The organism is Polaribacter staleyi (assembly GCF_038024045.1).
Lineage (GTDB): Bacteria > Bacteroidota > Bacteroidia > Flavobacteriales > Flavobacteriaceae > Polaribacter > Polaribacter butkevichii.
In genome coordinates, this window is sequence record NZ_CP150665.1 from 970,092 (window position 1) to 993,984 (window position 23,893).

General features: G+C 29.0%; 21 protein-coding genes. 9 read left to right on the top strand and 12 right to left on the bottom strand.

Annotated features, from left to right (window positions below; genetic code table 11):
- The first annotated feature begins 2 nt into the window (after window positions 1–2).
- A complete protein-coding gene (locus WHD07_RS04100) occupies window positions 3–476 on the top strand; it encodes a nucleoside deaminase (RefSeq protein WP_343330174.1) in 474 nt (157 codons plus the stop codon).
- A 39-nt stretch (window positions 477–515) separates the two neighbouring features.
- Here the strand turns inward: WHD07_RS04100 and WHD07_RS04105 are convergent, their stop codons facing one another.
- The 3 genes from WHD07_RS04105 to WHD07_RS04115 form a co-directional block, all read right to left on the bottom strand.
- Window positions 516–1,028 (bottom strand): DinB family protein, encoded by a 513-nt coding sequence (locus tag WHD07_RS04105; protein WP_343330175.1) that lies wholly within the window; start codon window positions 1,026–1,028, stop codon window positions 516–518.
- Window positions 1,029–1,091: 63 nt separating this feature from the next.
- Complete coding sequence (locus tag WHD07_RS04110) at window positions 1,092–3,566, bottom strand: polysaccharide biosynthesis tyrosine autokinase (protein WP_343330176.1); 2,475 nt, start codon at window positions 3,564–3,566, stop codon at window positions 1,092–1,094.
- A gap of 6 nt (window positions 3,567–3,572) precedes the next feature.
- Window positions 3,573–4,352 (bottom strand): polysaccharide biosynthesis/export family protein, encoded by a 780-nt coding sequence (locus WHD07_RS04115; RefSeq protein WP_343330177.1) that lies wholly within the window; start codon window positions 4,350–4,352, stop codon window positions 3,573–3,575.
- 87 nt (window positions 4,353–4,439) lie between these two features.
- Between WHD07_RS04115 and WHD07_RS04120 the strand changes: the two genes are divergently transcribed.
- The 4 genes from WHD07_RS04120 (at window position 4,440) to secA (ending at window position 9,774) form a co-directional block, all read left to right on the top strand.
- Window positions 4,440–5,216, top strand: a complete 777-nt coding sequence (locus tag WHD07_RS04120; RefSeq protein WP_343330178.1) for a class I SAM-dependent methyltransferase — start codon at window positions 4,440–4,442, stop codon at window positions 5,214–5,216.
- A gap of 111 nt (window positions 5,217–5,327) precedes the next feature.
- Window positions 5,328–5,900 carry a cob(I)yrinic acid a,c-diamide adenosyltransferase gene (locus WHD07_RS04125; protein ID WP_105049069.1) on the top strand — a complete coding sequence of 191 codons (573 nt, stop codon included), beginning with the start codon at window positions 5,328–5,330 and terminating at the stop codon, window positions 5,898–5,900.
- Window positions 5,901–6,070: 170 nt separating this feature from the next.
- On the top strand, window positions 6,071–6,292 hold the full coding sequence (locus WHD07_RS04130; protein ID WP_065318236.1) for a DUF2795 domain-containing protein: 222 nt from the start codon (window positions 6,071–6,073) through the stop codon (window positions 6,290–6,292).
- A gap of 143 nt (window positions 6,293–6,435) precedes the next feature.
- The gene (gene secA / locus WHD07_RS04135) at window positions 6,436–9,774 is read left to right on the top strand and encodes a preprotein translocase subunit SecA (RefSeq protein ID WP_343330179.1); all 3,339 of its coding nucleotides are present in this window, start codon (window positions 6,436–6,438) and stop codon (window positions 9,772–9,774) included.
- Between the two features lie 74 nt (window positions 9,775–9,848).
- Here secA and WHD07_RS04140 read toward each other — a convergent pair whose 3' ends face one another.
- The 8 genes from WHD07_RS04140 to nadC all read right to left on the bottom strand — a co-directional run bounded on the left by WHD07_RS04140 (window position 9,849) and on the right by nadC (window position 18,951).
- Entirely contained in the window at window positions 9,849–11,378 is a 1,530-nt protein-coding gene (locus tag WHD07_RS04140) for an alpha-L-fucosidase (protein WP_343330180.1), read from the bottom strand.
- 237 nt (window positions 11,379–11,615) lie between these two features.
- On the bottom strand, window positions 11,616–12,305 hold the full coding sequence (gene folE / locus WHD07_RS04145) for a GTP cyclohydrolase I FolE (protein ID WP_105049071.1): 690 nt from the start codon (window positions 12,303–12,305) through the stop codon (window positions 11,616–11,618).
- Between the two features lie 86 nt (window positions 12,306–12,391).
- Window positions 12,392–13,759 carry a histidine--tRNA ligase gene (gene hisS / locus WHD07_RS04150; protein ID WP_343330181.1) on the bottom strand — a complete coding sequence of 456 codons (1,368 nt, stop codon included), beginning with the start codon at window positions 13,757–13,759 and terminating at the stop codon, window positions 12,392–12,394.
- 170 nt (window positions 13,760–13,929) lie between these two features.
- On the bottom strand, window positions 13,930–14,877 hold the full coding sequence (locus WHD07_RS04155; RefSeq protein ID WP_343330182.1) for a YihY/virulence factor BrkB family protein: 948 nt from the start codon (window positions 14,875–14,877) through the stop codon (window positions 13,930–13,932).
- 138 nt (window positions 14,878–15,015) lie between these two features.
- Window positions 15,016–15,588 (bottom strand): pentapeptide repeat-containing protein, encoded by a 573-nt coding sequence (locus WHD07_RS04160; protein ID WP_343330183.1) that lies wholly within the window; start codon window positions 15,586–15,588, stop codon window positions 15,016–15,018.
- A gap of 17 nt (window positions 15,589–15,605) precedes the next feature.
- Window positions 15,606–15,974 (bottom strand): copper resistance protein NlpE, encoded by a 369-nt coding sequence (locus WHD07_RS04165; RefSeq protein ID WP_105049075.1) that lies wholly within the window; start codon window positions 15,972–15,974, stop codon window positions 15,606–15,608.
- An 8-nt stretch (window positions 15,975–15,982) separates the two neighbouring features.
- Complete coding sequence (locus WHD07_RS04170; protein WP_343330184.1) at window positions 15,983–18,085, bottom strand: M3 family metallopeptidase; 2,103 nt, start codon at window positions 18,083–18,085, stop codon at window positions 15,983–15,985.
- 5 nt (window positions 18,086–18,090) lie between these two features.
- Window positions 18,091–18,951 carry a carboxylating nicotinate-nucleotide diphosphorylase gene (nadC, locus tag WHD07_RS04175; RefSeq protein ID WP_343330185.1) on the bottom strand — a complete coding sequence of 287 codons (861 nt, stop codon included), beginning with the start codon at window positions 18,949–18,951 and terminating at the stop codon, window positions 18,091–18,093.
- Between the two features lie 107 nt (window positions 18,952–19,058).
- Here nadC and rlmH point away from each other — a divergent pair, with 107 nt between their 5' ends.
- Window positions 19,059–19,532 (top strand): 23S rRNA (pseudouridine(1915)-N(3))-methyltransferase RlmH, encoded by a 474-nt coding sequence (gene rlmH, locus WHD07_RS04180; RefSeq protein WP_343330186.1) that lies wholly within the window; start codon window positions 19,059–19,061, stop codon window positions 19,530–19,532.
- Between the two features lie 11 nt (window positions 19,533–19,543).
- On the opposite strand, the gene WHD07_RS04185 is transcribed toward rlmH, so the two are convergent.
- Complete coding sequence (locus WHD07_RS04185; RefSeq protein WP_343330187.1) at window positions 19,544–20,731, bottom strand: AraC family transcriptional regulator; 1,188 nt, start codon at window positions 20,729–20,731, stop codon at window positions 19,544–19,546.
- Between the two features lie 480 nt (window positions 20,732–21,211).
- Between WHD07_RS04185 and WHD07_RS04190 the strand changes: the two genes are divergently transcribed.
- The 3 genes from WHD07_RS04190 to WHD07_RS04200 all read left to right on the top strand — a co-directional run bounded on the left by WHD07_RS04190 (window position 21,212) and on the right by WHD07_RS04200 (window position 23,850).
- Window positions 21,212–21,793 carry a non-canonical purine NTP diphosphatase gene (locus WHD07_RS04190; RefSeq protein WP_343330188.1) on the top strand — a complete coding sequence of 194 codons (582 nt, stop codon included), beginning with the start codon at window positions 21,212–21,214 and terminating at the stop codon, window positions 21,791–21,793.
- A gap of 86 nt (window positions 21,794–21,879) precedes the next feature.
- Window positions 21,880–22,908, top strand: coding sequence for a FecCD family ABC transporter permease (locus WHD07_RS04195; protein WP_105049079.1), 1,029 nt, complete (start codon window positions 21,880–21,882; stop codon window positions 22,906–22,908).
- A 237-nt stretch (window positions 22,909–23,145) separates the two neighbouring features.
- Window positions 23,146–23,850 carry an ABC transporter ATP-binding protein gene (locus WHD07_RS04200; RefSeq protein ID WP_343330979.1) on the top strand — a complete coding sequence of 235 codons (705 nt, stop codon included), beginning with the start codon at window positions 23,146–23,148 and terminating at the stop codon, window positions 23,848–23,850.
- Window positions 23,851–23,893: the final 43 nt, after the last annotated feature.

Consider the following 23,893-nt stretch of genomic DNA (forward strand, 5'->3'; position numbering starts at 1 on the left):
AGATGAATACACACGAAGAATTTATGAGTGAAGCTGTAAAAGCAGCTTTAAAAGGAATGAATAATAATGAAGGCGGCCCTTTTGGTTGTATTGTTGTTAAGGACGGAAAAATTATTGGTAAAGGAAATAATAAAGTAACTTCTACAAACGACCCAACGGCACATGCAGAAGTAACTGCAATTAGAGATGCTTGTAAAAACGTAGGCTCTTTTCAGTTAGATGGTTGTATTATTTATACTTCTTGCGAGCCTTGTCCTATGTGTTTAGGTGCCATTTATTGGGCTAGACCAGACAAAGTTTTTTACGGTAGTAACCAACAAGATGCAGCAAATATTGGCTTTGATGATGAATTTATCTATAAAGAAATTCCGTTACCTTACGAGAAAAGAAGTATTCCTTTTGAGCAAATAGGAAGAGAAATTGCATTAGAACCTTTTAACAAGTGGGCAGAAAAGCAAGATAAAACTGATTATTAAATTTATTAAAAAACCGAAGTTAAAACTTCGGTTTTTTAATTATAAATATCTTTCTTTTACAACATTCAAATGATGAATTTGATGTCCGGAAAATAAATATCCTAAAGCCCTAACAGACATTTTATTTTCTGATGCCACGCCTATTCTTAACAAAGCTTCATCAGAAAAACTTTTATATAACTGAATGGTAGATTTTCTTAAAACGGCCATTTCGTCTAACAAATCTTGATAATCTCTATCGTTTGCAGAATCATTATTTACAAATAAATCTTGGTCAAAACCAGGTAAAGCAGTTTTATCATTTCTTGCAAAACACAAGGCTCTGTAGCAGAAAACACGTTCTGTATCAATAATATGCTGTATCAATTCTTTAATTGTCCATTTACCCTCTGCATACGCAAAATTTTGTTTCTCTTTTGGTAAATTACTTAATACACTTTCAAATATATTTTGTGATTCTTTGAGACTTTCAATAATTGATTTTTTTTCTGTATCTATTAAATTAATATACCCAGAGAAATAGGGTGCATATTCTTCTTGTGGAATTTTCATTATAAATAAATCTTTTTAGAGATAGTAAAATAAAAAAACATCGCGTTAACGATGCTTTTTTATTTATGAATTATTTCTTTTAAACAAACTAGAAATTCTAGAGATGAAACCTTTGTTTTCTTCATTTTCATGATAGCCATTTCCGTATTTTCCATAACCATAACCATAGCCGTAACCATAACCGTAACCGTAGCCATAGCCATAGTTGTTTTTAATAGAAAAGTCGTTTAATACATAACTAATATTAGATACTTCTTTATTTTTATATTTATCATCTATCATTCTCATCATTCCTTTTTCTGAGTAATTCTGACGAATAACATAAATAATCGCATCTCCATATTTAAACAACTCTAAAGCATCAGAAACTAAGCCTACAGGAGGTGTATCAATAATAACATAATCGTATCTTTCTTGAAGACTTTTAATCATCTTATCTGCTGTTTCATTTAACAACAACTCAGAAGGATTTGGAGGTATAGGTCCAGATAAAATAAGATCTAGGTTTGGTACTTGACTATTAATAATTATTTCATCTAATGTTTTTTGATTAATTAAATGATTTACAACACCAACATCATTTGTTAAATCAAAATCATCATAAATTTTGGGTTTTCTTAAATCTAAACCCACTAACACCGTCTTCTTACCACTAAGGGCAAAAACGGTTGCCATATTTATAGAAACCATTGTTTTACCTTCTCCACTTACAGAAGAAGTTAATATTAAAGTTTTTGATTCATCTTTTTGAGCATTTTTAAACAAAAATTGAATATTTGATCTAAGCGCTCTAAAAGATTCTGCTACTGACGATTTAGGCTTGTTAAAAACAGCTAAATTATTGTTACCATGATTTTTACCTACAACGCCTAAAACGGGAATGGCATAATTATTTTGAATCTCTTCTGCAGTGTGAATTTTATTATCTAAAACTTCTTTAGTGATTATATAAAATAGCGGAAAAACAATTCCTAACATCAATCCTACTAAATAATTAAAACTAGGTTTCGGATATATGGGACCATTTCCTAAATCTTTAGCTGAATCTATTATTTTAACATCAGATACATTTGCTGCAATTGCAGTACCTGCTTCATAACTTTTTTGTTTTAAATAATTATAATTAGCTTCAGAAATCTCATAGTTTTTTTGAAACTGTAATAAACCTTGTTCTGTTTTTGGTAACCTTTTAAGCTTCCTTTTAGAGATAGATAACTCAGAATTTAGTTTCTTAAGTTTATTCTGATTTACAATTTTTAAGGTAGAGATATTTTCTAATAAATTATTTTTAGAAAGGCTAATACTATTACTTAATTTTATTACATCCGGATGATTATCTGTTACCGAACCTCTTAATTTTTCTCTTAAAGTAGATTTTTGTATAAGATTAGTAATCTCTCCGGATATTTTTTCATCTTGAATTGAAATAAGTGCAGGTACAGGTACATTTTCTCCAAAGGTATCGTGAGAGGTAATATAAGTTCTTAAATTACTTAAATATTGATTAAACTCTAGAATTTCTTTTTTTTCCTTTTCTATTTCAATCGTTTCATTAAAAACAACATCTCCTTCTGTTGTTAAATTATAAATATTATTCTTCTCTTTATATGCTCCTAATTCCTTCTCAATTTTTTTTAAACTTTCTTGTTCTTTTTCAAAAAATTTATCTATGTAATCTTTTGTTCTTTTAGCATATAGAATTTTCTGTTCTTGTTTATCTTTATCTAAAATTAAAACAGTAGCATTTAAATAATCTACAATTCTATTTTTATTTGTTCCATTCTTAGATAACATAAGCATAGAAGCTCCATTTGAAATGCCAGTAACAGCTATAAATCTATTCCCTCCAACGGTACCGTCAAAACTATTAAATCTAATAAAATATTTTTCTCCAATGTTAAATTTTTTAGTTTGTTTAAGTAACAAATTTAGAAAAGGAGTACTTATTTCTTCATTTACCTTAAATTCTTTAGAAAAAGAAGTTTCTAAAGAGTTGTATTTACTTATTTTGTTTGTATCATAAGTAATTAATGAATTAAAATGAGATTCATTAAAATCAAAAGATAATTTATATGTATTCTCACCAGTAATCTCAATCTGTAAAAGCTTTCCATATAATTGTGGTTTACTAGTATTTAAATTTACAACAAAAGGCGTATACCCATATACATCCTCCAATCGATATCTACCTTCTTTAAGATAATCAATAAAAAAATTTAATTTTTTAACTACCTTTTCATTATGCGTTCTAGAAGTTAAAACAACTTTAATAGTTTCTACGGCATCACTTGCTCCTCCCCAATTAAAAGCAATATTTGTTCCTGTTGAAAATAATGGATTATTCTCTTCTTTAACAGAAATTACTGTGTTTAAACTATAAATTTTAGGCTTATAGTCATTCATAAATTTAGCTACAATTAATGCTATAATAATGGTTACAAAAAAAAGTTTCCAATAAGATAAAACTTTAAAAATATAACCTTTAACATCAACATTAGCTTGAATTTTGCTACTATTCAGTTTGTTTAAATTATCCATAAAGCGCTATAGGTTTCTTGCTAAAATAAATGTAGTACTTATTAAGGTGAATATTGAAACTATTGTTGTAAGTGCACCAAGGCCGGTAGTACCAGTACCCCAAGTTTTTTGTTTCAATGGAATAATATTTATAATATCATTCGGTTTTATATAAAACACTTCAGAATCAAAAGCATCTATTTTAGTTAAGTCAATTAAAAATTTTTCTGTTCCTGTTATCGAATTTCTAATAATTTCAACTTTTTTTCTATTACCTACTGCTGTAATGTCGCCCGAGTTAGAAATGGCATCAATAATAGAAACTTTATTTTGAAATATAACTTTAGGTCCAGGGTTAGCTATTTCACCAATAATCGTATACCTAAGGCCTGATAGTTTTACAGAAACAAAAACTTCCTCTTGAGTTTTAACATACTTTTTTAATTCATTTTCAATTTTTTTTCTAACCTCAAGTTCTGTATAACCTAAAACATTAATCTCACCTAAAGTAGGCATCCTTATGTTTCCATAAGCATCTATACTATAGCCAGAAAAATAATCATCTCCTACCCGAATAGCACCTCCATTTGTATTTGATTGTTTTTTAAACACAGATACCAAAGATTCGTCATTAGATTTAATATCTATATTTAAAATATCATCTACCTGTAATTTATAAGGTATATTATTTATTCTTTTAATTTCCTTTCTAGCCACGGGTTCTCCTTGTAAATAGATAATATCTTTACTTGGTACACACGAAAAAAAGAAAGAGATAGATAATAGTAATAAAAGGTGTTTTTTCATTGTAATTTTAATCATAAATAGCTACAAATATACTTTTTAAAAGTGATTTACTATAATTTTATTTTACTTTCGTTTTTTTTATAAATAATGACACATTTAATCACAGAATACCTAAAATTTCTTTTAAAATCATCCAATCAACATGGGGTTCACTCTCCTTTTGTGTATGATTTAGTAACCAAATGTTTTTACAAAAAAACAGACTCCGATTGCATTAAATTATTTTCTAAAACAAAGCAACAATTATTAGACAACAAAAGTCTTATAAAAGTCACAGATTTTGGTGCAGGATCTAAAATTTTTAAAGACAATAATCGTCAAGTTTCTAAAATAGCTAAAATAGCAGGATTATCTAACAAAAAAGCAAAATTATTAATTCGTGTAATTCAATATGTTAAACCTAAAACTATTTTAGAAATTGGCACATCTCTTGGTTTAGGCACATCTGCAATTAAAATAGGAAATAAAGAATCTACAATTACAACTCTAGAAGGATGCTCTGAAACAAGTAAAGTTGCTAATCATTTATTTTCTACAAATAATTTTAACGACATAAAGATAATTACAGGAGATTTTAAAGAAACGTTACCCTTAGCTATTAAAAATCAAAAATTCGATTGTATCTATTTTGACGGAAATCATACAAAAAAAGATACTTTACATTATTTCGAAACTTGTTTAAATACAGCTCATAATAATTCCGTTTGGATTTTTGATGATATTTATTGGAGTAATGAAATGAAAGAAGCTTGGTCAGAGATTAAAAACCACAATAAAGTAACAGTTACGGTAGATGTTTTTTACTGGGGCATTGTTTTTTTTAGAAAAGAACAAGAAAAAGAACATTTCAAAATAAGAGTTTAAAAGGTAGTTTAATAATGCAACTGTTAAATCGTGTTAATTATAAATATTACAGCTTACAAACTTTGTAACTTTGTAACTTTGTTATTATAAAAAATTTGCAACTCATTTAAAATGAAAATATATACAAAAACTGGCGATGCAGGTACAACTGCCCTTTTTGGAGGAACAAGAGTAAAAAAATACAATTTACGAATAGAGAGCTACGGTAATGTAGATGAACTAAATTCATACATTGGTTTAATAAAAGATCAAGAAATTAGTCTTTCAATTAAAGAAGCTTTATTAAAAATTCAAAATGAGTTATTTACTTTAGGGGCAATGTTGGCTACTCCGCCAGATAAAGAAACATTAAAAAACGGAAAAGAAAGACTTAATATACCTAAGATAGATGAAGCTTCTATCCTTTTTTTAGAAGAAGAAATTGATAAAATGGATTTAGAGCTCCCTCAAATGACTCATTTTATTCTTCCTGGAGGTCATCAATCTGTGTCATTTTGTCATATCGCTAGATGTATTTGCAGACGAGCAGAACGCTTAGTGGTAGAACTTAATGATCAAGAAAACATTAATGATGACATACTAAAATACTTAAACCGACTTTCTGACTACCTTTTTACGTTGGCACGAAAGTTGTCTAAAGACTTATCAGTAGAGGAAATCAAGTGGATTCCTACAAAAAAATAATACGTTCTTTTTTTTATCGATAGAAAGAAATTTTAAATTTTATTTAACGCTTAAAGCATTCGTTTTAAGATATTAACAAAATATTAAAATAACTTCTCTATATATTTCTTAAAAAAGACTTGTATAATTCAGTAAAAAAATTATTTTTGCACAAAATTAAACATTAAGAAATGTATTGGACATTAGAATTAGCATCTTATTTAGCAGATGCGCCTTGGCCAGCAACCAAAGACGAGTTAATAGATTACGCTATTAGAACTGGATCTCCTTTAGAAGTAGTAGAAAACCTACAAGATATAGAAGATGAAGGTGATGCGTATGATTCAATTGTTGAAATTTGGCCAGATTATCCTACCGAAGATGATTATCTTTGGAATGAGGATGAATACTAAACATAATAATAAAATTTAAAAAGTCTCTATGGAGGCTTTTTTTTTGTTTTCTCCTAAACTAGAAAACTGTTTTTCAGGGTTTTAAAAAAAACCTAATACAGAACTATAATATAGTTATTAATTTAACTAAAAATAACATAATAATGAATATTTTAAATTCAGTAATCAAACTTTTTGTTGGTGATAAACAACAAAAAGATTTAAAAATTTTACAACCTGTTGTTGAAAACGTAAAAAAATTCGAAATAGAATTCTCTAAACTTTCTAATGATGGTTTAAGGGCAAAAACTATAGAATTTAAAGAAAGAATAAAAACAGCTACTAAACAGTTTGATGATAAAATTACTGAGTTAGAAACAGAAGCTAAAACAGCAAACATAGATCGTCAAGAAGATATTTATACAGAAATAGATGCTCTAAAAGATGAAGCGTACAAAGTTTCTGAAGAAACTTTACTTACAATAATGCCAGAAGCTTTTGCCGTTGTTAAAGAAACAGCAAAACGTTTTGTAGAAAATAAAGAAATAGAAGTAACAGCAACTCCTTATGACAGAGAATTATCTGCAGAAAGAGATAATGTTACTTTAGATAATGACAAGGCGTTATGGGCAAATTCTTGGGACGCAGCAGGAAAACCTGTTACTTGGGATATGGTTCATTACGATGTACAATTAATTGGTGGTTCTGTTTTACACCAAGGTAAAGTTGCAGAAATGATGACTGGTGAAGGAAAAACATTAGTTTCTACCTTACCAGTATACTTAAATGCATTAACAGGTAATGGAGTACATTTAGTTACCGTAAATGATTATTTAGCAAAACGTGATAAAGCGTGGATGGGACCTCTTTTTGAGTTTCATGGTTTTACCACAGATTGTATCGATTATCACCAACCAAATTCTGATGCACGTAGAAAAGCCTACAATGCAGACATTACCTATGGTACAAATAACGAATTTGGTTTCGATTATTTACGTGATAATATGGCGAGTTCTAAAGATGATTTAGTACAACGTGCACCAAATTATGCTATTATTGATGAAGTAGATTCTGTTTTAATTGATGACGCTAGAACTCCTTTAATTATCTCTGGACCTGTACCACAAGGAGACAGACATGAATTTAACGATTTAAAACCTTTAGTATCTGATTTAGTTACTTTACAAAAACAACATTTAGTGGGGGTTTTTGCTGAAGCCAAAAAATTAATAGCAGAAGGAAATGATAAAGATGGCGGATTCTTATTATTAAGAGTTTACAGAGGTTTGCCTAAAAACAAAGCCTTAATTAAATTTTTATCACAAGAAGGTAATAAACAAATCTTGCAGAAAACAGAAAACTACTACATGCAAGATAACAATAAATTAATGCCACAAGTAGATGAAGATCTTTGGTTTGTTGTTGAAGAAAAAAATAATCAAATTGATTTAACTGATAAAGGGATTGCACATTTATCAAATAAAACAGATAACGATAGTTTCTTTGTTTTACCAGATATTGGGGTGAAAATTGGTGAAATTGACAATTCTGACCTTAGTAAAGAAGAAAAAGCGGCTCAAAAAGAAGAGTTATACAAAGACTTTAGCATCAAAAGTGAGCGTATCCATACCATGAATCAACTTTTAAAAGCATACACTGTTTTTGAAAAAGATGTAGAGTATGTAGTAATGGACAATAAAGTAATGATTGTCGATGAACAAACAGGTCGTATTATGGACGGTCGTCGTTATTCAGACGGATTACACCAAGCAATTGAAGCAAAAGAAAATGTAAAAATTGAAGATGCTACACAAACATTTGCTACCGTAACATTACAAAACTACTTTAGAATGTACAGAAAACTGTCTGGTATGACAGGTACAGCAATCACAGAAGCTGGTGAGTTATGGGAAATCTACAAATTAGATGTTGTAGAAATTCCTACAAACAAACCAATTCAAAGAGATGATAAAGAAGATTTAATATACAAAACTGCACGTGAAAAATACAATGCAGTTATTGAAGATATTGTAAAACTAGTTGAACAAAACAGACCGGTTTTAGTAGGTACAACTTCTGTAGAAATTTCTGAATTATTAGGTAGAATGTTACAAATGCGTAAAATTCCTCATAATATTTTAAATGCAAAATTGCATAAAAGAGAAGCAGATGTAGTAGCAGAAGCAGGGAAACCTGGTGTAGTTACCATTGCAACCAACATGGCAGGACGTGGTACAGACATTAAATTAACAGACGAAGTTAAAAAAGCTGGTGGTTTAGCTATTATTGGTACAGAAAGACACGATTCTAGACGTGTAGACAGACAGTTACGTGGACGTGCTGGTAGACAAGGTGATGTTGGGTCAACTCAATTTTACGTTGCCTTAGATGATAATTTAATGCGTCTTTTTGGTTCAGACAGAATTGCAAAAATGATGGATAGAATGGGCTTAAAAGAAGGTGAAGTAATTCAGCATTCTATGATTAGCAAATCTATTGAAAGAGCTCAAAAGAAAGTAGAAGAAAACAACTTTGGTATTCGTAAACGTTTGTTAGAGTATGATGATATTATGAACGCTCAACGTGAGTTTGTTTACAAAAGAAGACGTCATGCATTAGATGGTAAACGTTTACAAGTAGATATTGCAAACATGATTTTTGATACATGCGAATCTATTATCAACAACAATAAAGCTGCAAAAGATTTTCAGAATTTCGAATTTGAATTGATCAAATTCTCTTCAATGACCTCTCCTTTTACAGAAGAAGAATTTGAAAAACTTTCTGAAAGTGAATTGGCAGATAAATTATACGAAATAGTTGCAGCACATTACAAAAACAAAATTGAAAGAAATGCCGTTTTAGCATATCCTGTTATTAAAGATGTTTTTGAAAACGAAGGCGATAGATACGAGCGTATTGTGGTGCCTTTTACAGATGGAATTAAATCTTTACAAGTTGTAACCAACCTAAAAGAAGCTTATGAAACTGAAGGAAAAAGTTTAATTACAGATTTCGAGAAAAACATCACTTTAGCAATTATTGACGAAAATTGGAAAGATCATTTACGTAAAATGGACGATTTAAAACAATCTGTACAAAATGCGTCTTATGAACAAAAAGATCCTTTATTAATTTACAAGTTTGAAGCTTTTGAATTATTTAAAACAACCGTTGATGATATTAACAAAGAAGTATTATCTTTCTTGTTTAAAGGAGAATTACCAGAGCAAAATGTAAATCAAATATCAGAGGCGCGTCAACAAAAAAGAGAGCGTTTAAACACTTCTAAAGAAGATGTTCAAAACTCTACAGAACAAGCCATACAAAACTCTAAACCTCAACAATCAGAACCTGTTGAAACCATTATTCGAGATCAACCTAAAATAGGAAGAAACGAACATGTTACCATTAAAAACGTAATGAGTGGAGAAGAAAAAGGAGTAAAATACAAACAGGCAATTCCTTTAATAGCTAAAGGAGAATGGGTATTGGTAAATTAAAAAACCAATACTTCCACAGTATTTAAAAAACCGTTTAGAAATTTTCTAAACGGTTTTTTACTTTATAAGATCATTTATTCTAAATCGAATTTTATAACATTAGCAATGCTATTTAACTCAACATCTTCTGGAATCGTTATATTCAGAACATCTGTAGAATAACTGTAATCTAATTTTTTACCTGAGTCTAAAAGTGTAATACTTTTAATTTTCACATCAGGTCCTGGTCCATATCTATGTTTCGCTAATAGTCTATAAGAAATAGTTTTTCCTTTTATTGGTTCACCTAAAAAGAACATGTATAATTGTTTTTCGTCTTTAGATTGCGTAAAACGAATATCATTTTCTGTATACTTTATACTTGCAGATTGCCCTCCAAAATGTCCTTCTTCAACAACCGCATTACCAAAACCAAAAAGAGTATAAGGTTTGGTATTATAAATTGCTTCTCCAAACTTAGAAAACCAATCTCCCATTTCTAATAAAACTTTTTTCTGTTCATCTGGTATTGTACCATCTGCTTTTGGAGACACGTTTAAAAGTACAACCCCATTTTTACTAACCACATCAATTAAATTACGAATTACTAATGCAGAATTCTTATACGTTTGTCCTTTAACATAACTCCAAGATTTATTACTTAAAGTAATATCGGTCATCCAAGGTTTATCAGTTATATCTTTTCTTCCTCCTTGTTCAATATCTAAAACACCAACTTCCTTTGGTAAATCTGCTTGTTTATAGCCAATTAAAACTTCTTGTTTTGTTTCCTTTTCTGTATTGAAGTAATCGGCACACATTTGTTGAACTCTTTTTTCAGGAATGTAATTTAACCAAGCATCAAACCAAATCATATCTGGTTTGTATTGAGTAATTACTTCATTGATTTGTTCTGACCAATTGTTTAGGAAAAGATCTTCAGAAATATTACCATATAATAAACTTAATTCTGGATCTGTTGTGGAAGTATCATACTTTGGATTATAAATAAAATGACTATTAAAACCTCCCCAATTCTTTTCATCATCCGCATAACGCTGTAAATTTCTAGAATGATGAAATGTTGTGATTAGTTTTATATCACTTTTACGAACAGCTGCAGCAATTTCTCCTGTAATATCTCTTTTAGGTCCTTTATTAAAAGAGTTCCACGGATTAACGGTACTCTTCCACATTGCAAAACCATCATGATGTTGAGCTACGGGGCCCGCAAATTTTGCTCCTGCTTTTTTAAATAACGATACCCATTCATCTGCATTAAATTTTTCTGCTGTAAATTGAGGTACAAATTTATGATACCCAAACTCTTCTTGTGCTCCATAAATTTCTCTATGGTGTTCATATTCCGATGATCCTTTTTTATACATATTCCAAGGATACCATTCACTACCATAAGCAGGCACAGAGTATACTCCCCAATGAAAATAAATACCAAATTTAGCATCTGTAAACCATTCTGGAGTTTCATTATGTTTAGATAATGATTCCCAATTTGCTTGATAAATCTCTTCTGTCTTCTTCGTTCTCTTTATCTTAACTTCTTCATTTTTTGAACATGAAACTAAAAATAAAAGAGACAACATTAACACAACTATTCTACTCATTATTAAAAACTTACACTTATTCATATTTTTAAAAAAACAACTTTTAGAATACCATAATAATTATGGATTAAAACAAACTTAGTCTATTTATTATATTATAATAACAAATGATTTAGATTTACTATTATAAGACATTATATTACTATTATTATAAACCATGTAATCATAAAAAAACCGCTTAGAAATTTTCTAAACGGTTTTTATAACTTATATTTTAATTAAAAATAAATTAAAGTCTTATTCAAAACTTGTTTTCATCTTTAAATATTCTAAAAATTCTCTTTTTGTTTCTTTCTGCTTAAACTTACCACCAAATTCTGCTGTAACAGTAGAACTTTCTATATCTTTAATTCCTCTAGAGTTTACACACAAATGTTTTGCATCAATAACACAAGCAACATCTTCTACACCTAAAGCTTCTTGCATTGCTTGTACAATTTGCATTGTTAAGCGCTCTTGCACCTGAGGTCTTTTAGAAAAATACTCTACAATTCTATTCATTTTAGAAAGACCTATTACTTTACCATCAGAAATATAAGCAACATGTGCTCTACCAATAATTGGTAATAAATGATGCTCACAAGTAGAATAAACCACAATGTTTCTCTCTACCAACATTTCACCATAATTGTAATTATTGTCAAACGTAGAAGCCTTTGGCATATTTTTAGGATTTAATCCCATAAATAGTTCATTTACAAAAGATTTAGCCACCCTTCTTGGAGTTCCTTGTAAACTATCATCTGTTAAATCCATTCCTAAAGTGGTTAAAATATCTTTTACACTTTCTTGGATTCTTTCAATTTTTTCTTCGTCAGAAATATCAAAAGCATCTGCTCTTAATGGAGTTTTAGCTGATGTACCAACGTGGTTCTCTCCTATTTCTTCAATTCTTTCGTCATTCATTTTGCTGCTTAATTCAAACATTTCATTCTTTATTAAAGTGCAAATTTACGTGTTTGCAACGTATTATCTTAGTTTCCTAATCAATAAAAATTATAAAACTATAATTTTTATATTTTTAACTTTGTTATCAAATCCATTAGAGTACAATCTGTTTGTTCTCCAGAAATCATGTTTTTTAAGGCAAAAACATCATCTTCAACTTTAGAAACAACATATTCTATTTGTCTATTGGTAACGTATTTCCATTGTCGTTTTTGCGCCTTATTACTTTCACCTAAATCCGGATAAAATTCCGATTTTATTCCATTTTCTCTCAAACTTTTAATCGCTTTCATTTTAAGCACATCTGTTGAAGCTTCAAAATTTAAGAAAATTACTTTCGGCTTTGGGTTATCAACTGCTTTAAACAAACCTAATTCTTCTAAAACTAAATAAATTCTATCCAATCCAAAAGAAATTCCAACTCCAGAAACATCTTTTAATCCAAAAATTCCTGTTAAGTCGTCATATCTTCCACCACCACCAATAGAGCCCATTTTTACACCTTTAGGAGCTGCAACTTCAAAAATAGCACCTGTGTAATAATTTAATCCTCTAGCCAAAGTTACATCTACTTCTAAAGCTGCCGTTTCTAAACCTAATTCCACTATAGAATTAATAACAAAACGCAACTCTTCTACTCCACTCGTTCCTTCTTCTGAAGTTGATAACATACTTTCTAAAGAAGCCAATTTATCTAAATTAGAACCCGTAAAATCGAACAAAGGTTGCACTTTTTCAATGGCATCTTCTGTAATTCCTTTAGACAGCATTTCTTTAACAACACCTTCTTTACCTATTTTATCTAGTTTGTCTAAAGCAACTGTAAAATCGATTAATTTATCTTGCGCTCCAATAACTTCTGCAATACCAGAAAGTATTTTTCTATTATTTATTTTAACTGTAGTTCCTGCTAAACCTAATTTGGTAAAAACAGTATCGTACAATTGTATAAACTCTACCTCTTGCCATAAAGACTTACTTCCAACAACATCTGCATCACATTGAAAAAACTCTCTAAAACGTCCTTTTTGAGGTCTATCTGCTCTCCAAACTGGTTGTACTTGATATCTTTTAAAAGGAAATGTAATTTCATTTTGATGTTGTACAACGTAACGCGCAAAAGGCACTGTTAAATCGTAACGCAACGCTTTTTCTGATATTTGAGTGGTAACTTTTAAACTATTTTTTTCTGATAAAAGTGTAGCATCTGCTTTCTTTAAAAAATCACCAGAATTTAAAATCTTAAAAATTAAACGATCGCCTTCTTCACCATATTTACCCATTAAGGTTGATGAATTTTCAAAACTTGGAGTTTCAATAGGTTGAAATCCAAATGTTTCAAAACTAGTTTTAATCGTATTCATGATATAGGTACGATTTGCTACTTCTGTTGGTGAAAAATCTCTGGTTCCTTTTGGTATACTTGGTTTCATTAATATTTTTTTGGATGTTAATCTTTTATATTTTCTGTACTTTCTGCGAAAGCAGGAATTTATTTTTAATTTCTAAATTGTGTTTATAGATTTCTAACAAACTAAACGAAAAGAATCTCACATGAAAGTGAAATATCTAAATCCGCAGCGGGGACAAATATCGTGAAAAATTATACTTTTTTAGGTGTTGTAAAGGTTTTATTTCTTCGTCTTAAACTATATATAGAAGCATTTAATTCAAACCCTAATAATAAAATTATGGCATTTAACCATACAAATAACATTAAGATTAAAAGTGTACCAATAGAGCCATATAATTGATTGTATTGTGCAAATTTTACAACGTAAATACCAAATAAATAAAAGGTAAACAAAGAAACCACGGTAGTTAAAATTGCGCCTGCAGAAAAGAATTTTGTTTCTTTTCCTTGCTTTGTACCATACCTAAAAAGTAAAGAAACAATAGTAAATAGCATTATTAGAAATAGTGCATTTTTACCTAAAAGAAATAGATTTAAATCGCTTGTATTTAACCAACCTGTTTCATCTATTTTAGACAACGCTACTTGGTATAATATAAGTGATGTAATGGTTACAATTAAGAAAAACGACATCAATAAAGATACACCTAACGAAATAAAATAAGATCTAAAAACATTTCTAACATCTGTTACGTGATACGAATATTCAAAACCACCAAAAATAGCATTCACACCATTTGTCATTAAAAAAATAGATAATAGAAAACCAAAAGAAAGCAAGCCTCCGTATTGATTGTTAATAATATCTCCAATTACCGTGTTTACCGCTTCAAAAGTTTGTGGTGGTAAAATTTCTTTTATAAATGAAAATAAACCTTCTTGAAAACCTTCTATAGGAATGTACGGAATTAATGTAAGTATAAATAGCATAAAAGGAAAAACGGCCATAAAAAAACTGAATGCAATTCCGCCTGCTCTTGTAGTTAAAGCTCCTTTTACAATACCTATAATGTACATTTCTATTACATCATACAAAGACATACCTTGTAACCCTGGTACTTTTATTTTCTTGCCAAATTTAACCAAGAGGTTTACAACTGGTATTTTTTCTAGCTTGTCTTCTATTTCTTTTGTCATTAATTTAGTTTCAAAGGAACAAATTTGTAGCGATTTACAGTTTTATAAGTTACAAAGGTTAAAACTTTAAATTAGTTCCTTTGTGTTATTATACTTCTAATAATACTTAATAACATTTGTTCTATTTCTCTTGATAATTTATTCAACCACAATTTTATATTCTGATAAAAGGCCTACAATATTTTCCTTACTAAACTTTGCGCCTTTTAATTGATTTTTTTCTGGGTTGATATTAAAATTATATGCCGTTCTAAAATCTGACTTTTCTATATTAGTTCTGCCAAAAACAGCCCCTTTAAAATCGCAATTATCAAAAACAGCATTTGTTAACATACTTTCTGTAAAATCTACTTCTTGTAAGTTACAGTCTTTAAATGTTGTTTTTGGTATTTTTAGTTGATAAAAACTAGCAAAACTTAATTGACATTCCTTAAAACTAAACTGTAATAAAAAAGGATCACATCCATTAAATTTTACACCTATCATTTTACAATTGGTAAAATTAACATCCTTAAAAGCTGTATGATCTACAATTGTATTACTAAAATTACAGTCGAAAAACTCACATTCTATAAACTGTATATTGGAAGCATGAATTCCTTCGAAATTACAGTTAGAAAACATACAATTTTCATATTCTCCTTTTTCTATTTTTGTTTTTGTAAAATCAATTTTAGAGTATTCTTCGCTATCAAAATAATTGTCTGTCATCTAATAATTTTAAACACTTAGTTTTGTTTTATCAATTTATAATTTAAATCACTTTTAATTATATTGCCATCAATATCTAGTAATTCGATAAAGTTTTCGCCTATTTTATACTTAAAAGGCGAGGTTTTAATATCTAAAACTAGTTTTCCTTCTACCACTAAATACTTCCCAGATTCTTTAAAAACATTACCATCACCTTTTCCTTTGTAAACTCTTTCTAAAACAAAAGTACTATCTGCATTTAGCGTCATTTTTTGCTCTATTCCTGCACAATCTCCACAAGGAAATTCACCTGTATAAATACCTGTTACATCGATTGCTTCATTACTTTTACAAGACAAAAAGAACATACAAACAACCACTAAAATTTTTAAAATTGATTTCATTTAAATACCTATTTTAAACCTCTTGCCTTTAACATTGGTGCTGCTTCAGGATTTCTACCTGCAAAGGTTTTATACATTTCTGCATAATCCATTGTATTTCCTTTTGATAAAACTTGATCACGAAATTTTTGTCCGTTTTCTCTTGTTAATAAACCATTGTCTTTAAACCAATCATATGCATCGTGACTTAACATTTCTGTCCATAAATAAGAATAATACCCTGCAGAATAACCTCCACTAAAGATATGTGCAAAGTAAGTTGAACGGTATCTAGGCGGAATTTCACTTACATTTAAGTTCATACTTTTTAATGCTTCTGCTTCAAACTTAGCAACATCTTCTATTTTTTCATTTGCAGAAATTGTGTGCCATTTCATATCTAAACTAGAAGAACATAAGTTTTCTATCATAGAATATCCTTGGTTAAAAGTACCAGCGTCTTTTATTTTCTTCAATAATGCTGCAGGAATTACTTTTCCGGTTTTGTAATGAATTGCGTAATTATTTAAAATTTCTGGATGCGTTGCCCAGTTTTCATTAAACTGAGAAGGAAATTCTACAAAATCTCTAGCGGTACTTGTTCCTGAAATGGATGCATATTTCTGATTTCCGAAAAAACCATGTAATGCATGTCCAAATTCATGAAACATCGTTTCTACCTCATCAAAACTAATTAAAGCAGGCGCTCCCGCTGCAGGTTTTGTTGAGTTACAAACATTATAAATTACAGGTTTTTGGTTGCGTAATTTAGATTGTTTTACAAAACTACTCATCCAAGCACCACCACGTTTGCTATCTCTTGCAAAATAATCTCCAAAAAATAATCCTAATTTACTTCCGTCTTCTTCAAACAACTCATACACCACAACATCTGGATGATACGTTGGTATGTCTGTACGTTTTTTAAAAGTAATTCCGTATAATTTTGTAGCTGCGTAGAAAACACCTTTTTCTAACACATTGGTCATTTCAAAATAAGGTTTTACCTCATCTTCATTTAAATTATATTTAGATTTACGCACCTTTTCTGCATAATGATTCCAATCATAAGCAGCCAATTTAAAGTCTTTTCCTTCTTTATTTATTTCTGCCTGAATCTCTTTAATCTCTGAGTTTGCTTTTTCTAAAGAACCCGGAATTAAGTTTTTAAACATATCAAAAACCTTTTCTGGATTTGATGCCATGGTGCCTTGTAAACTCCAGCTTGCATAATTATCAAAGCCTAAAATCTGTGCTTTTTGAGCTCTTAACAGCACCATTTTCTTTACTAAATCACTAGTATCATAATCCCCAGCATCAGCTCTATGAATCGATTTTTCGAACAACTGTTTTCTAACATCTCTATTTTCTAACGTTTGTAAAGAAGGTTGTTGTGTTGTGTTTATTAACTGAATTTCATATTTACCATCTTTTTCTAAAGAAGCTATTTTTTCATCAGAAAAACCTTTTAATTGTGCTTTGTCAGAAACTACAATACCACCTTTTTTACTAGCATCTAATAGTTTTTTTCCAAAATCATTAGACAAACTCGCTATTTCTGAATTAATCTCTTTTAATTTTTCCTTTTTTTCTTCGGATAAATTTGCACCTGCTTTGGTAAAATCTTTAAAATATTCTTTTACTAAGTGTTCTGATTCTGCATCTAAATTAGCTGTTGACAAATTATTATAAACCGTTTTAATTTTCGCAAACAATTGTGTGTTTAACAAAATGTCATCAGAATGTTTAGAAAATTTTGGAGCTAATTCTTTTTGATTTGCTTTTATTGTATCATTTGTATGCGCACCTGCCAATCCAGAAAAAACAGCAGTTACAGCATCTAGCTTTTTGCTACTTTCTTCTAAAGCTAAAATGGTATTTTCAAAAGTTGGAGTCTCAGTATTCTGAGTGATTTTTACAATTGCTTCATTTTGCAATTTCATCCCTTCTAAAATAGCTGGTAAAAAATGTTTTGCTTTAATTTTAGTAAAATCTGGTGTACCATATTCTAATGTACTTTTTACTAATAAAGGATTTTTAGAGATATCCATAATGTTTTCTTTCTTTACTTCTTTTGTACTACAAGAAATTATTAATAGTAATGAAGCTGCTACTGTTATGCATTTTTTCATATAAATTAATCTATTGCTTTTAAACTTAAATCTAAATTATAAACCGAATGTGTTAATGCTCCAGAAGAAATAAAATCTACACCACATTCTGCATATTTCCTAATCGTTTCTTCATTAATTCCGCCAGAAGATTCTGTTAAGCAAGTATCACCAATTAAAGCAACTGCCTTTTTAGTATCTTCATAATTAAAGTTATCTATTAGAATTCTATAAACGCCTTCGTTAGACAAAATTTCTTTAATTTCTTCTAAACTTCTTGCTTCTACAATAATTTTAATATCAAGATTCTTTTCTGCTAAATATTTTTTTGTTTTTGTAATTGCTGCTGTAATTCCACCAGCAAAATCTATATGATTGTCTTTTATCATTACCATATCATACAACGCAAAACGGTGGTTTTCTCCTCCTCCTATTTTTACAGCCCATTTTTCTATAGCTCTAATTCCTGGAGTTGTTTTTCTTGTATCTAAAACCTTTGTTTTTGTGCCTTTAAGTAAGTTTGCAAAAAAGGCTGTTTTTGTTGCAATTGCAGACATTCTTTGCATAGCATTTAACACCAAACGCTCTGCCATTAAAATCGATTGAGATTTTCCGGAAACATGAAAAACAATATCTCCATATTTTACATCCTCTCCATCATTAATAAACGTTTCTACTTGTAAATCTTTATCTACATAACTAAATACTTGTTTTGCAAATTCTACTCCAGCTATAATTCCATCTTCTTTTACCAATAATTTTGCTTTTCCTTCTGCATCTGCAGGAATACAAGAAAGTGATGTATGATCTCCATCGCCAATATCTTCTCTAATGGCGTTTTTTATAATTAAATCTAACTCGTTTTGAAATTGTTCTTTTGATATCATAATTATTGAATTCTGATGTAAAAATACTATTTTTATTATGAATTACGAATTATCAATTAGGGCAAATTATTGCAAATTCGTAAATCTTAATTCGTAATTTTGCACGTATGAAAATTAAATTACTTGCCATTGGTAAAACTGATAACAAACAGTTAATTCAGTTAATTGATGAATATCAAAATAGATTAAAACATTATATAAAGTTTGAGTTAGAAATAATTCCGGATATTAAAAATGTAAAGAATTTAAGCGAAATTCAACAAAAAGAAAAAGAAGGAGAATTAATTTTATCTAAACTACAAAACACAGATCAATTGGTGTTGTTAGATGATAAAGGCAAACATTATAGTTCTATTGAGTTTTCTATTTACCTACAAAAGAAAATGAATGCTGGCATTAAACAACTCGTTTTGGTTATTGGCGGACCTTATGGTTTTTCTGATGCTGTTTATAAAAAATCAATAGGAAAAATATCATTATCTAAAATGACTTTTTCACATCAAATGATTCGTCTTTTTATTGTAGAACAACTCTATAGAGGTTTTACAATTTTAAAGAATGAACCTTATCATCATGAATAATCATTTTTATACTATTTTTTTACCTTACTATAATCTTGAGGAGAATAATTGGTGCTATTTTTAAAAGCAATAAAAAAGGGATTGTAAGAAGCAAAACCTGTTTTGTATGCCAAAGATTCTAACGTTTCTAAATTTAAAAAACCTTCATCTATAAGCTTAAGCGCATCTTGTATTCTACTATTTTTTCTATATTCTGTAAAAGAAATTTTAGAGTGATATTTAAACAAATACACAATATGACTTGTTGGAACTCCTAAAGTTTCTGCAATGTCGCTCTGTGAAACTTTTGGGTTTCGAAAAATAAATTTTTCTGTACTTAATTTATCAACCTCCTGAATATAACTTACAATATTAGCTCTTATATTTTCTTGCAATCTATAATCTTGACTATCTTCTTTAATAGCTACTTCTAAAACCCAATTACTACCAACAACATCATTCTGAAGATTTACAGCCTCTATTTTTTCGCCTTCAGAATTGTTAAACTTTAACAAGGTTTTATTTAATACAGGCAGTCCATATAAAATTTCTGGTGAAATTAAAATTTTAAAAAAAGCTGATGACCAAAAAATCACCGAAAAAACAGCCATTGTCTTTCCAGAAACCTTAACCCCTGTTTTAAACTCTGTATATAAAGAAACAAAAACCATTAAACTACAAAGCAGATTAATAATAAAAAAATATATAGTCCAGTTTTTAACCAAATTAAAATGATTGCTATTTAATTCTAAATTCTTTCTAAACCAAACCTTCTTTTTTAATAAATTAAAAATTAAAACGATATAAAATGTTACAAAAATTGTTATCAAATAAAAATTAGTCATCACTCCAAAGTAAAATAAAAAGCTATCACGTAGAACTTCAACTGAATTGATTAAATACAAAAAAATTATAAAAAAAAGATGTTTAAAATCTTTAGGATTGTATGCTTTTTTTTGATCTGTTAAGTGTTTATAATACAAATACAAAGAAGGAGCTATTATCAAAAACAATAAAGAATACAAACCACTATCTGGTTTTAAAACTGTTTGTAAACCTAAATTGTAACTACCATGAAAAAAATAACGAAAAGAAATTACACTAATTATTAGTACTAAAAAAAGGTTACAAAAAGGATTAGAGTTATATGATCTAATCATTAAGGTAAGTGTAACAAGCCCAATAATACCTGTAAATAAAAATAAAAAGGCTTCTATCAAACTTTTTTGGGGATTTATATTTTACCAAAATTACAAAAAATTAACATAGCTGTTTTATTTTCTGTTACTGATTTATTAAAATCTTTACTGATTTCATTAAAACAACCATTACCTAACCATTTTAATGAAGTTTACTCTATTTATTTTTTTTAAGTTTGAATTAATTAGAAAAGTACTTTAAATATACTTGTCAACTTAATTATGTGTTTATAGAAAATATAAAAAGTAATTTTTTATGAATTTGGGGAAATAATAAAATAGTTTCTTTTAATTTTCACGTAAACACATGTTGACAAGTTATATTGCCCTTTTAAAAAAAGGTCTTTAACTAAACAAATATTTCTTTTACACTCCTTTCTTTATAATTTATAATTCTTCTAAAAAACATATTAAAGTAGCTTTCTTAAACTATAGGTTTTCAATAGTAAATCTCATTAAAATTTCACTGTTAAATTTCTTACATTTGCTAAAATGAAACAGATGAAATTAGTTTTCGCTACCAATAATTTAAACAAACTTGCCGAAGTTCAAAAAATGTTGCCAGACTCTATAAAATTACTGAGTTTAAAAGACATTAATTGTTTTGATGAAATAGAAGAAACAGAAACCACTTTACAAGGAAACGCTAAATTAAAAGCAGAATATATTACTCGTAAATTTAGTTTTAATTGTTTTGCTGATGACACCGGTTTAGAAGTAGAAAGTTTAGATGGTAAACCCGGAGTATATTCTGCTCGTTTTGCTGGCGAACCTGCTAATTCTGAAAATAATATGCAAAAACTTTTAGAAGATCTAAAAGATAAAACGAATAGAAAAGCACAATTTAGAACAGTTGTTTCATTAAATTTAAATGATGAGCAGTTTCTTTTTGAAGGTATCTGTAAAGGTGAAATATTAAAAAAGAAACATGGCGAAAAAGGTTTTGGATATGATCCTATTTTTAAACCAGAAGGTTTTAACGTTTCTTTTGCCGAAATGAGTTCAGAACAAAAAAACGAGATATCACACAGAGGAATTGCCATACAAAAATTAGTAAGCTTTTTAGAAGAAAAATATTCATAAAGCTATTATTTTATGTCTACCAAAAGAAAAAAAACTAAAAGTTAAAACCATAAAAAAAAGCTTCCTGTTTCTAAAGGAACTACAGAATGGAACAAAAAAAATACACAAAACATTTTATCCTTTTATCTATTCTACTGGTAATTTTGTTCTTTTTAAACATCAGTTTAGGATCTGTTTCTATTCCTTTTAAAGATCTTTTTAATAGTGTTTTTGGAGGCACAGTAACTAAAGACAGTTGGAGAACCATAATTATCAATTTTAGAATACCTAAAGCTATTACTGCCATTTTAGTGGGATCTGGTTTGTCTATTTGTGGTTTACTAATGCAAACTTTATTTAGAAACCCATTAGCAGGACCTTTTGTTTTAGGTATTTCTTCTGGTGCAAGTTTAGGCGTTGCAATTTTAATTTTAGGATCATCTGTTTTTGGAGGCTTCTTTCTAACCACCTCTATATCTAACTGGTCTTTACCCATTGCTGCTAGTTTAGGGGCTTTTTTAGTTTTATCCGCAGTTATTATAGCAGCTAATCGTGTAAAAAACACCATGTCAATTTTAATTATTGGTTTAATGTTTGGCTCTTTAACCTCTGCAGTAATAAGCGTTTTAGCCTATTTTAGTGAAGCAGCCCAAATTCAACAATATTTATTTTGGAGTTTTGGTAGTTTGGGCAATTTAACTTGGAACGAGATTACCGTTTTTGTTATTATTTATTCTATTGGCATTTTAGGAACCATCGCTGTTATAAAACCTTTAAATAGTTTTTTATTAGGAGAAAACTATGCAAAAAGCTTAGGTATTAACGTAAAAAAAAGTAGAAACATCATTTTACTAATTACCAGTATTTTAACAGGTGTAATTACGGCATTTTCTGGACCAATTGCCTTTGTAGGATTAGCAGTTCCGCACATTGCAAGAATGTTATTTGCAAGCTCTAATCATAAAATATTATTACCCGCTGTTGCAATTATTGGCGCTATTGTTTTATTAATTTGCGACGCTATTGCTCAATTACCAACTAGTGAATTTACACTTCCTATAAATGCTATTACCTCCTTATTTGGAGCGCCTGTAGTAATTTGGTTATTGATTAGAAAAAAAAGATTATTTGTCTAAGGAGATATGAAGAGTACAGAGAAATTAAAAAAAAGTATTAAAGTGATAAAAAACTACAAAGTGGCAGGCTAAAATGAATAACAAAGTAGTAAAACAAACAGACAAAAACCTGAAACTTTAAAACTTAATTAAAAAAATTACGTCATTAAAAAAACAAACGAAAATATCATTTTAAGAACTGAAAATCTCTCTATAGGTTATCAGCAAAAAAAGAACGCCAAAGTTGTAGCGTCTGATATTAATTTAGAAATTGAAAAAGGAAAACTAGTAACTGTTTTAGGTAAAAACGGAATTGGGAAATCTACATTATTAAGAACACTTTCTAAAGTACAAAAACCTATTTCTGGCGATGTTTTTATCCATCATAAAAAACTAACAGAACTTAGCGAAAAAGAACTTTCTACACAATTAAGTTTGGTTTTAACAGAGCGTTTGCCAGAAAGCCAATTAACGGTTTATGAGCTTATTGCTTTAGGTAGGCAACCTTATACAAATTGGATTGATAAACTTTCTACCAAGGATATAGAAAAGGTAGAAACGGCAATTCATCAAACAGAAATAGAACACCTTAAAAACAATCGTTTTTACGAATTAAGTGATGGTCAATTGCAAAGGGTTCTAATTGCAAGGGCATTAGCACAAGATACAGAAATTATTATTTTAGATGAGCCTACTGCACATTTAGATATGCATCATACCATTAAAATATTTTCGTTGTTAAAACGACTTGTAGCAGAAACTAACAAAACTGTTATTATTTCGTCTCACGAGATTAATTTATCAATTCAATTGGCCGATGAAATTATTCTTTTAACAGAAAACACATTACACAGTGGTACTCCATCAGAATTAATAGCAAGCAATGCTTTTGATACTCTATTTCCTAAAGGATTAGTTAATTTTAACAAAACGTTACAACAATTTGTGATTAACAAAAGTTAATTTTGGTTTTCTGTTTTTAATTTAAAATCAGTTAATTTTTAAT

Excerpts from the sequence above, each read along its gene's own strand:
- rlmH (WP_343330186.1), top strand. The coding sequence starts at position 19,059 with ATGAAAATTAAATTACTTGCCATTGGTAAAACTGATAACAAACAGTTA.
- WHD07_RS04110 (WP_343330176.1), bottom strand. The coding sequence starts at position 3,566 with ATGGATAATTTAAACAAACTGAATAGTAGCAAAATTCAAGCTAATGTT.
- WHD07_RS04100 (WP_343330174.1), top strand. The coding sequence starts at position 3 with ATGAATACACACGAAGAATTTATGAGTGAAGCTGTAAAAGCAGCTTTA.
- WHD07_RS04190 (WP_343330188.1), top strand. The coding sequence starts at position 21,212 with ATGAAATTAGTTTTCGCTACCAATAATTTAAACAAACTTGCCGAAGTT.
- WHD07_RS04130 (WP_065318236.1), top strand. The coding sequence starts at position 6,071 with ATGTATTGGACATTAGAATTAGCATCTTATTTAGCAGATGCGCCTTGG.
- hisS (WP_343330181.1), bottom strand. The coding sequence starts at position 13,759 with ATGAAACCAAGTATACCAAAAGGAACCAGAGATTTTTCACCAACAGAA.
- WHD07_RS04165 (WP_105049075.1), bottom strand. The coding sequence starts at position 15,974 with ATGAAATCAATTTTAAAAATTTTAGTGGTTGTTTGTATGTTCTTTTTG.
- WHD07_RS04170 (WP_343330184.1), bottom strand. The coding sequence starts at position 18,085 with ATGAAAAAATGCATAACAGTAGCAGCTTCATTACTATTAATAATTTCT.
- WHD07_RS04140 (WP_343330180.1), bottom strand. The coding sequence starts at position 11,378 with ATGAGTAGAATAGTTGTGTTAATGTTGTCTCTTTTATTTTTAGTTTCA.
- WHD07_RS04195 (WP_105049079.1), top strand. The coding sequence starts at position 21,880 with ATGGAACAAAAAAAATACACAAAACATTTTATCCTTTTATCTATTCTA.
- secA (WP_343330179.1), top strand. The coding sequence starts at position 6,436 with ATGAATATTTTAAATTCAGTAATCAAACTTTTTGTTGGTGATAAACAA.
- WHD07_RS04155 (WP_343330182.1), bottom strand. The coding sequence starts at position 14,877 with ATGACAAAAGAAATAGAAGACAAGCTAGAAAAAATACCAGTTGTAAAC.
- WHD07_RS04115 (WP_343330177.1), bottom strand. The coding sequence starts at position 4,352 with ATGAAAAAACACCTTTTATTACTATTATCTATCTCTTTCTTTTTTTCG.
- WHD07_RS04160 (WP_343330183.1), bottom strand. The coding sequence starts at position 15,588 with ATGACAGACAATTATTTTGATAGCGAAGAATACTCTAAAATTGATTTT.
- nadC (WP_343330185.1), bottom strand. The coding sequence starts at position 18,951 with ATGATATCAAAAGAACAATTTCAAAACGAGTTAGATTTAATTATAAAA.
- WHD07_RS04105 (WP_343330175.1), bottom strand. The coding sequence starts at position 1,028 with ATGAAAATTCCACAAGAAGAATATGCACCCTATTTCTCTGGGTATATT.
- folE (WP_105049071.1), bottom strand. The coding sequence starts at position 12,305 with ATGTTTGAATTAAGCAGCAAAATGAATGACGAAAGAATTGAAGAAATA.
- WHD07_RS04120 (WP_343330178.1), top strand. The coding sequence starts at position 4,440 with ATGACACATTTAATCACAGAATACCTAAAATTTCTTTTAAAATCATCC.
- WHD07_RS04125 (WP_105049069.1), top strand. The coding sequence starts at position 5,328 with ATGAAAATATATACAAAAACTGGCGATGCAGGTACAACTGCCCTTTTT.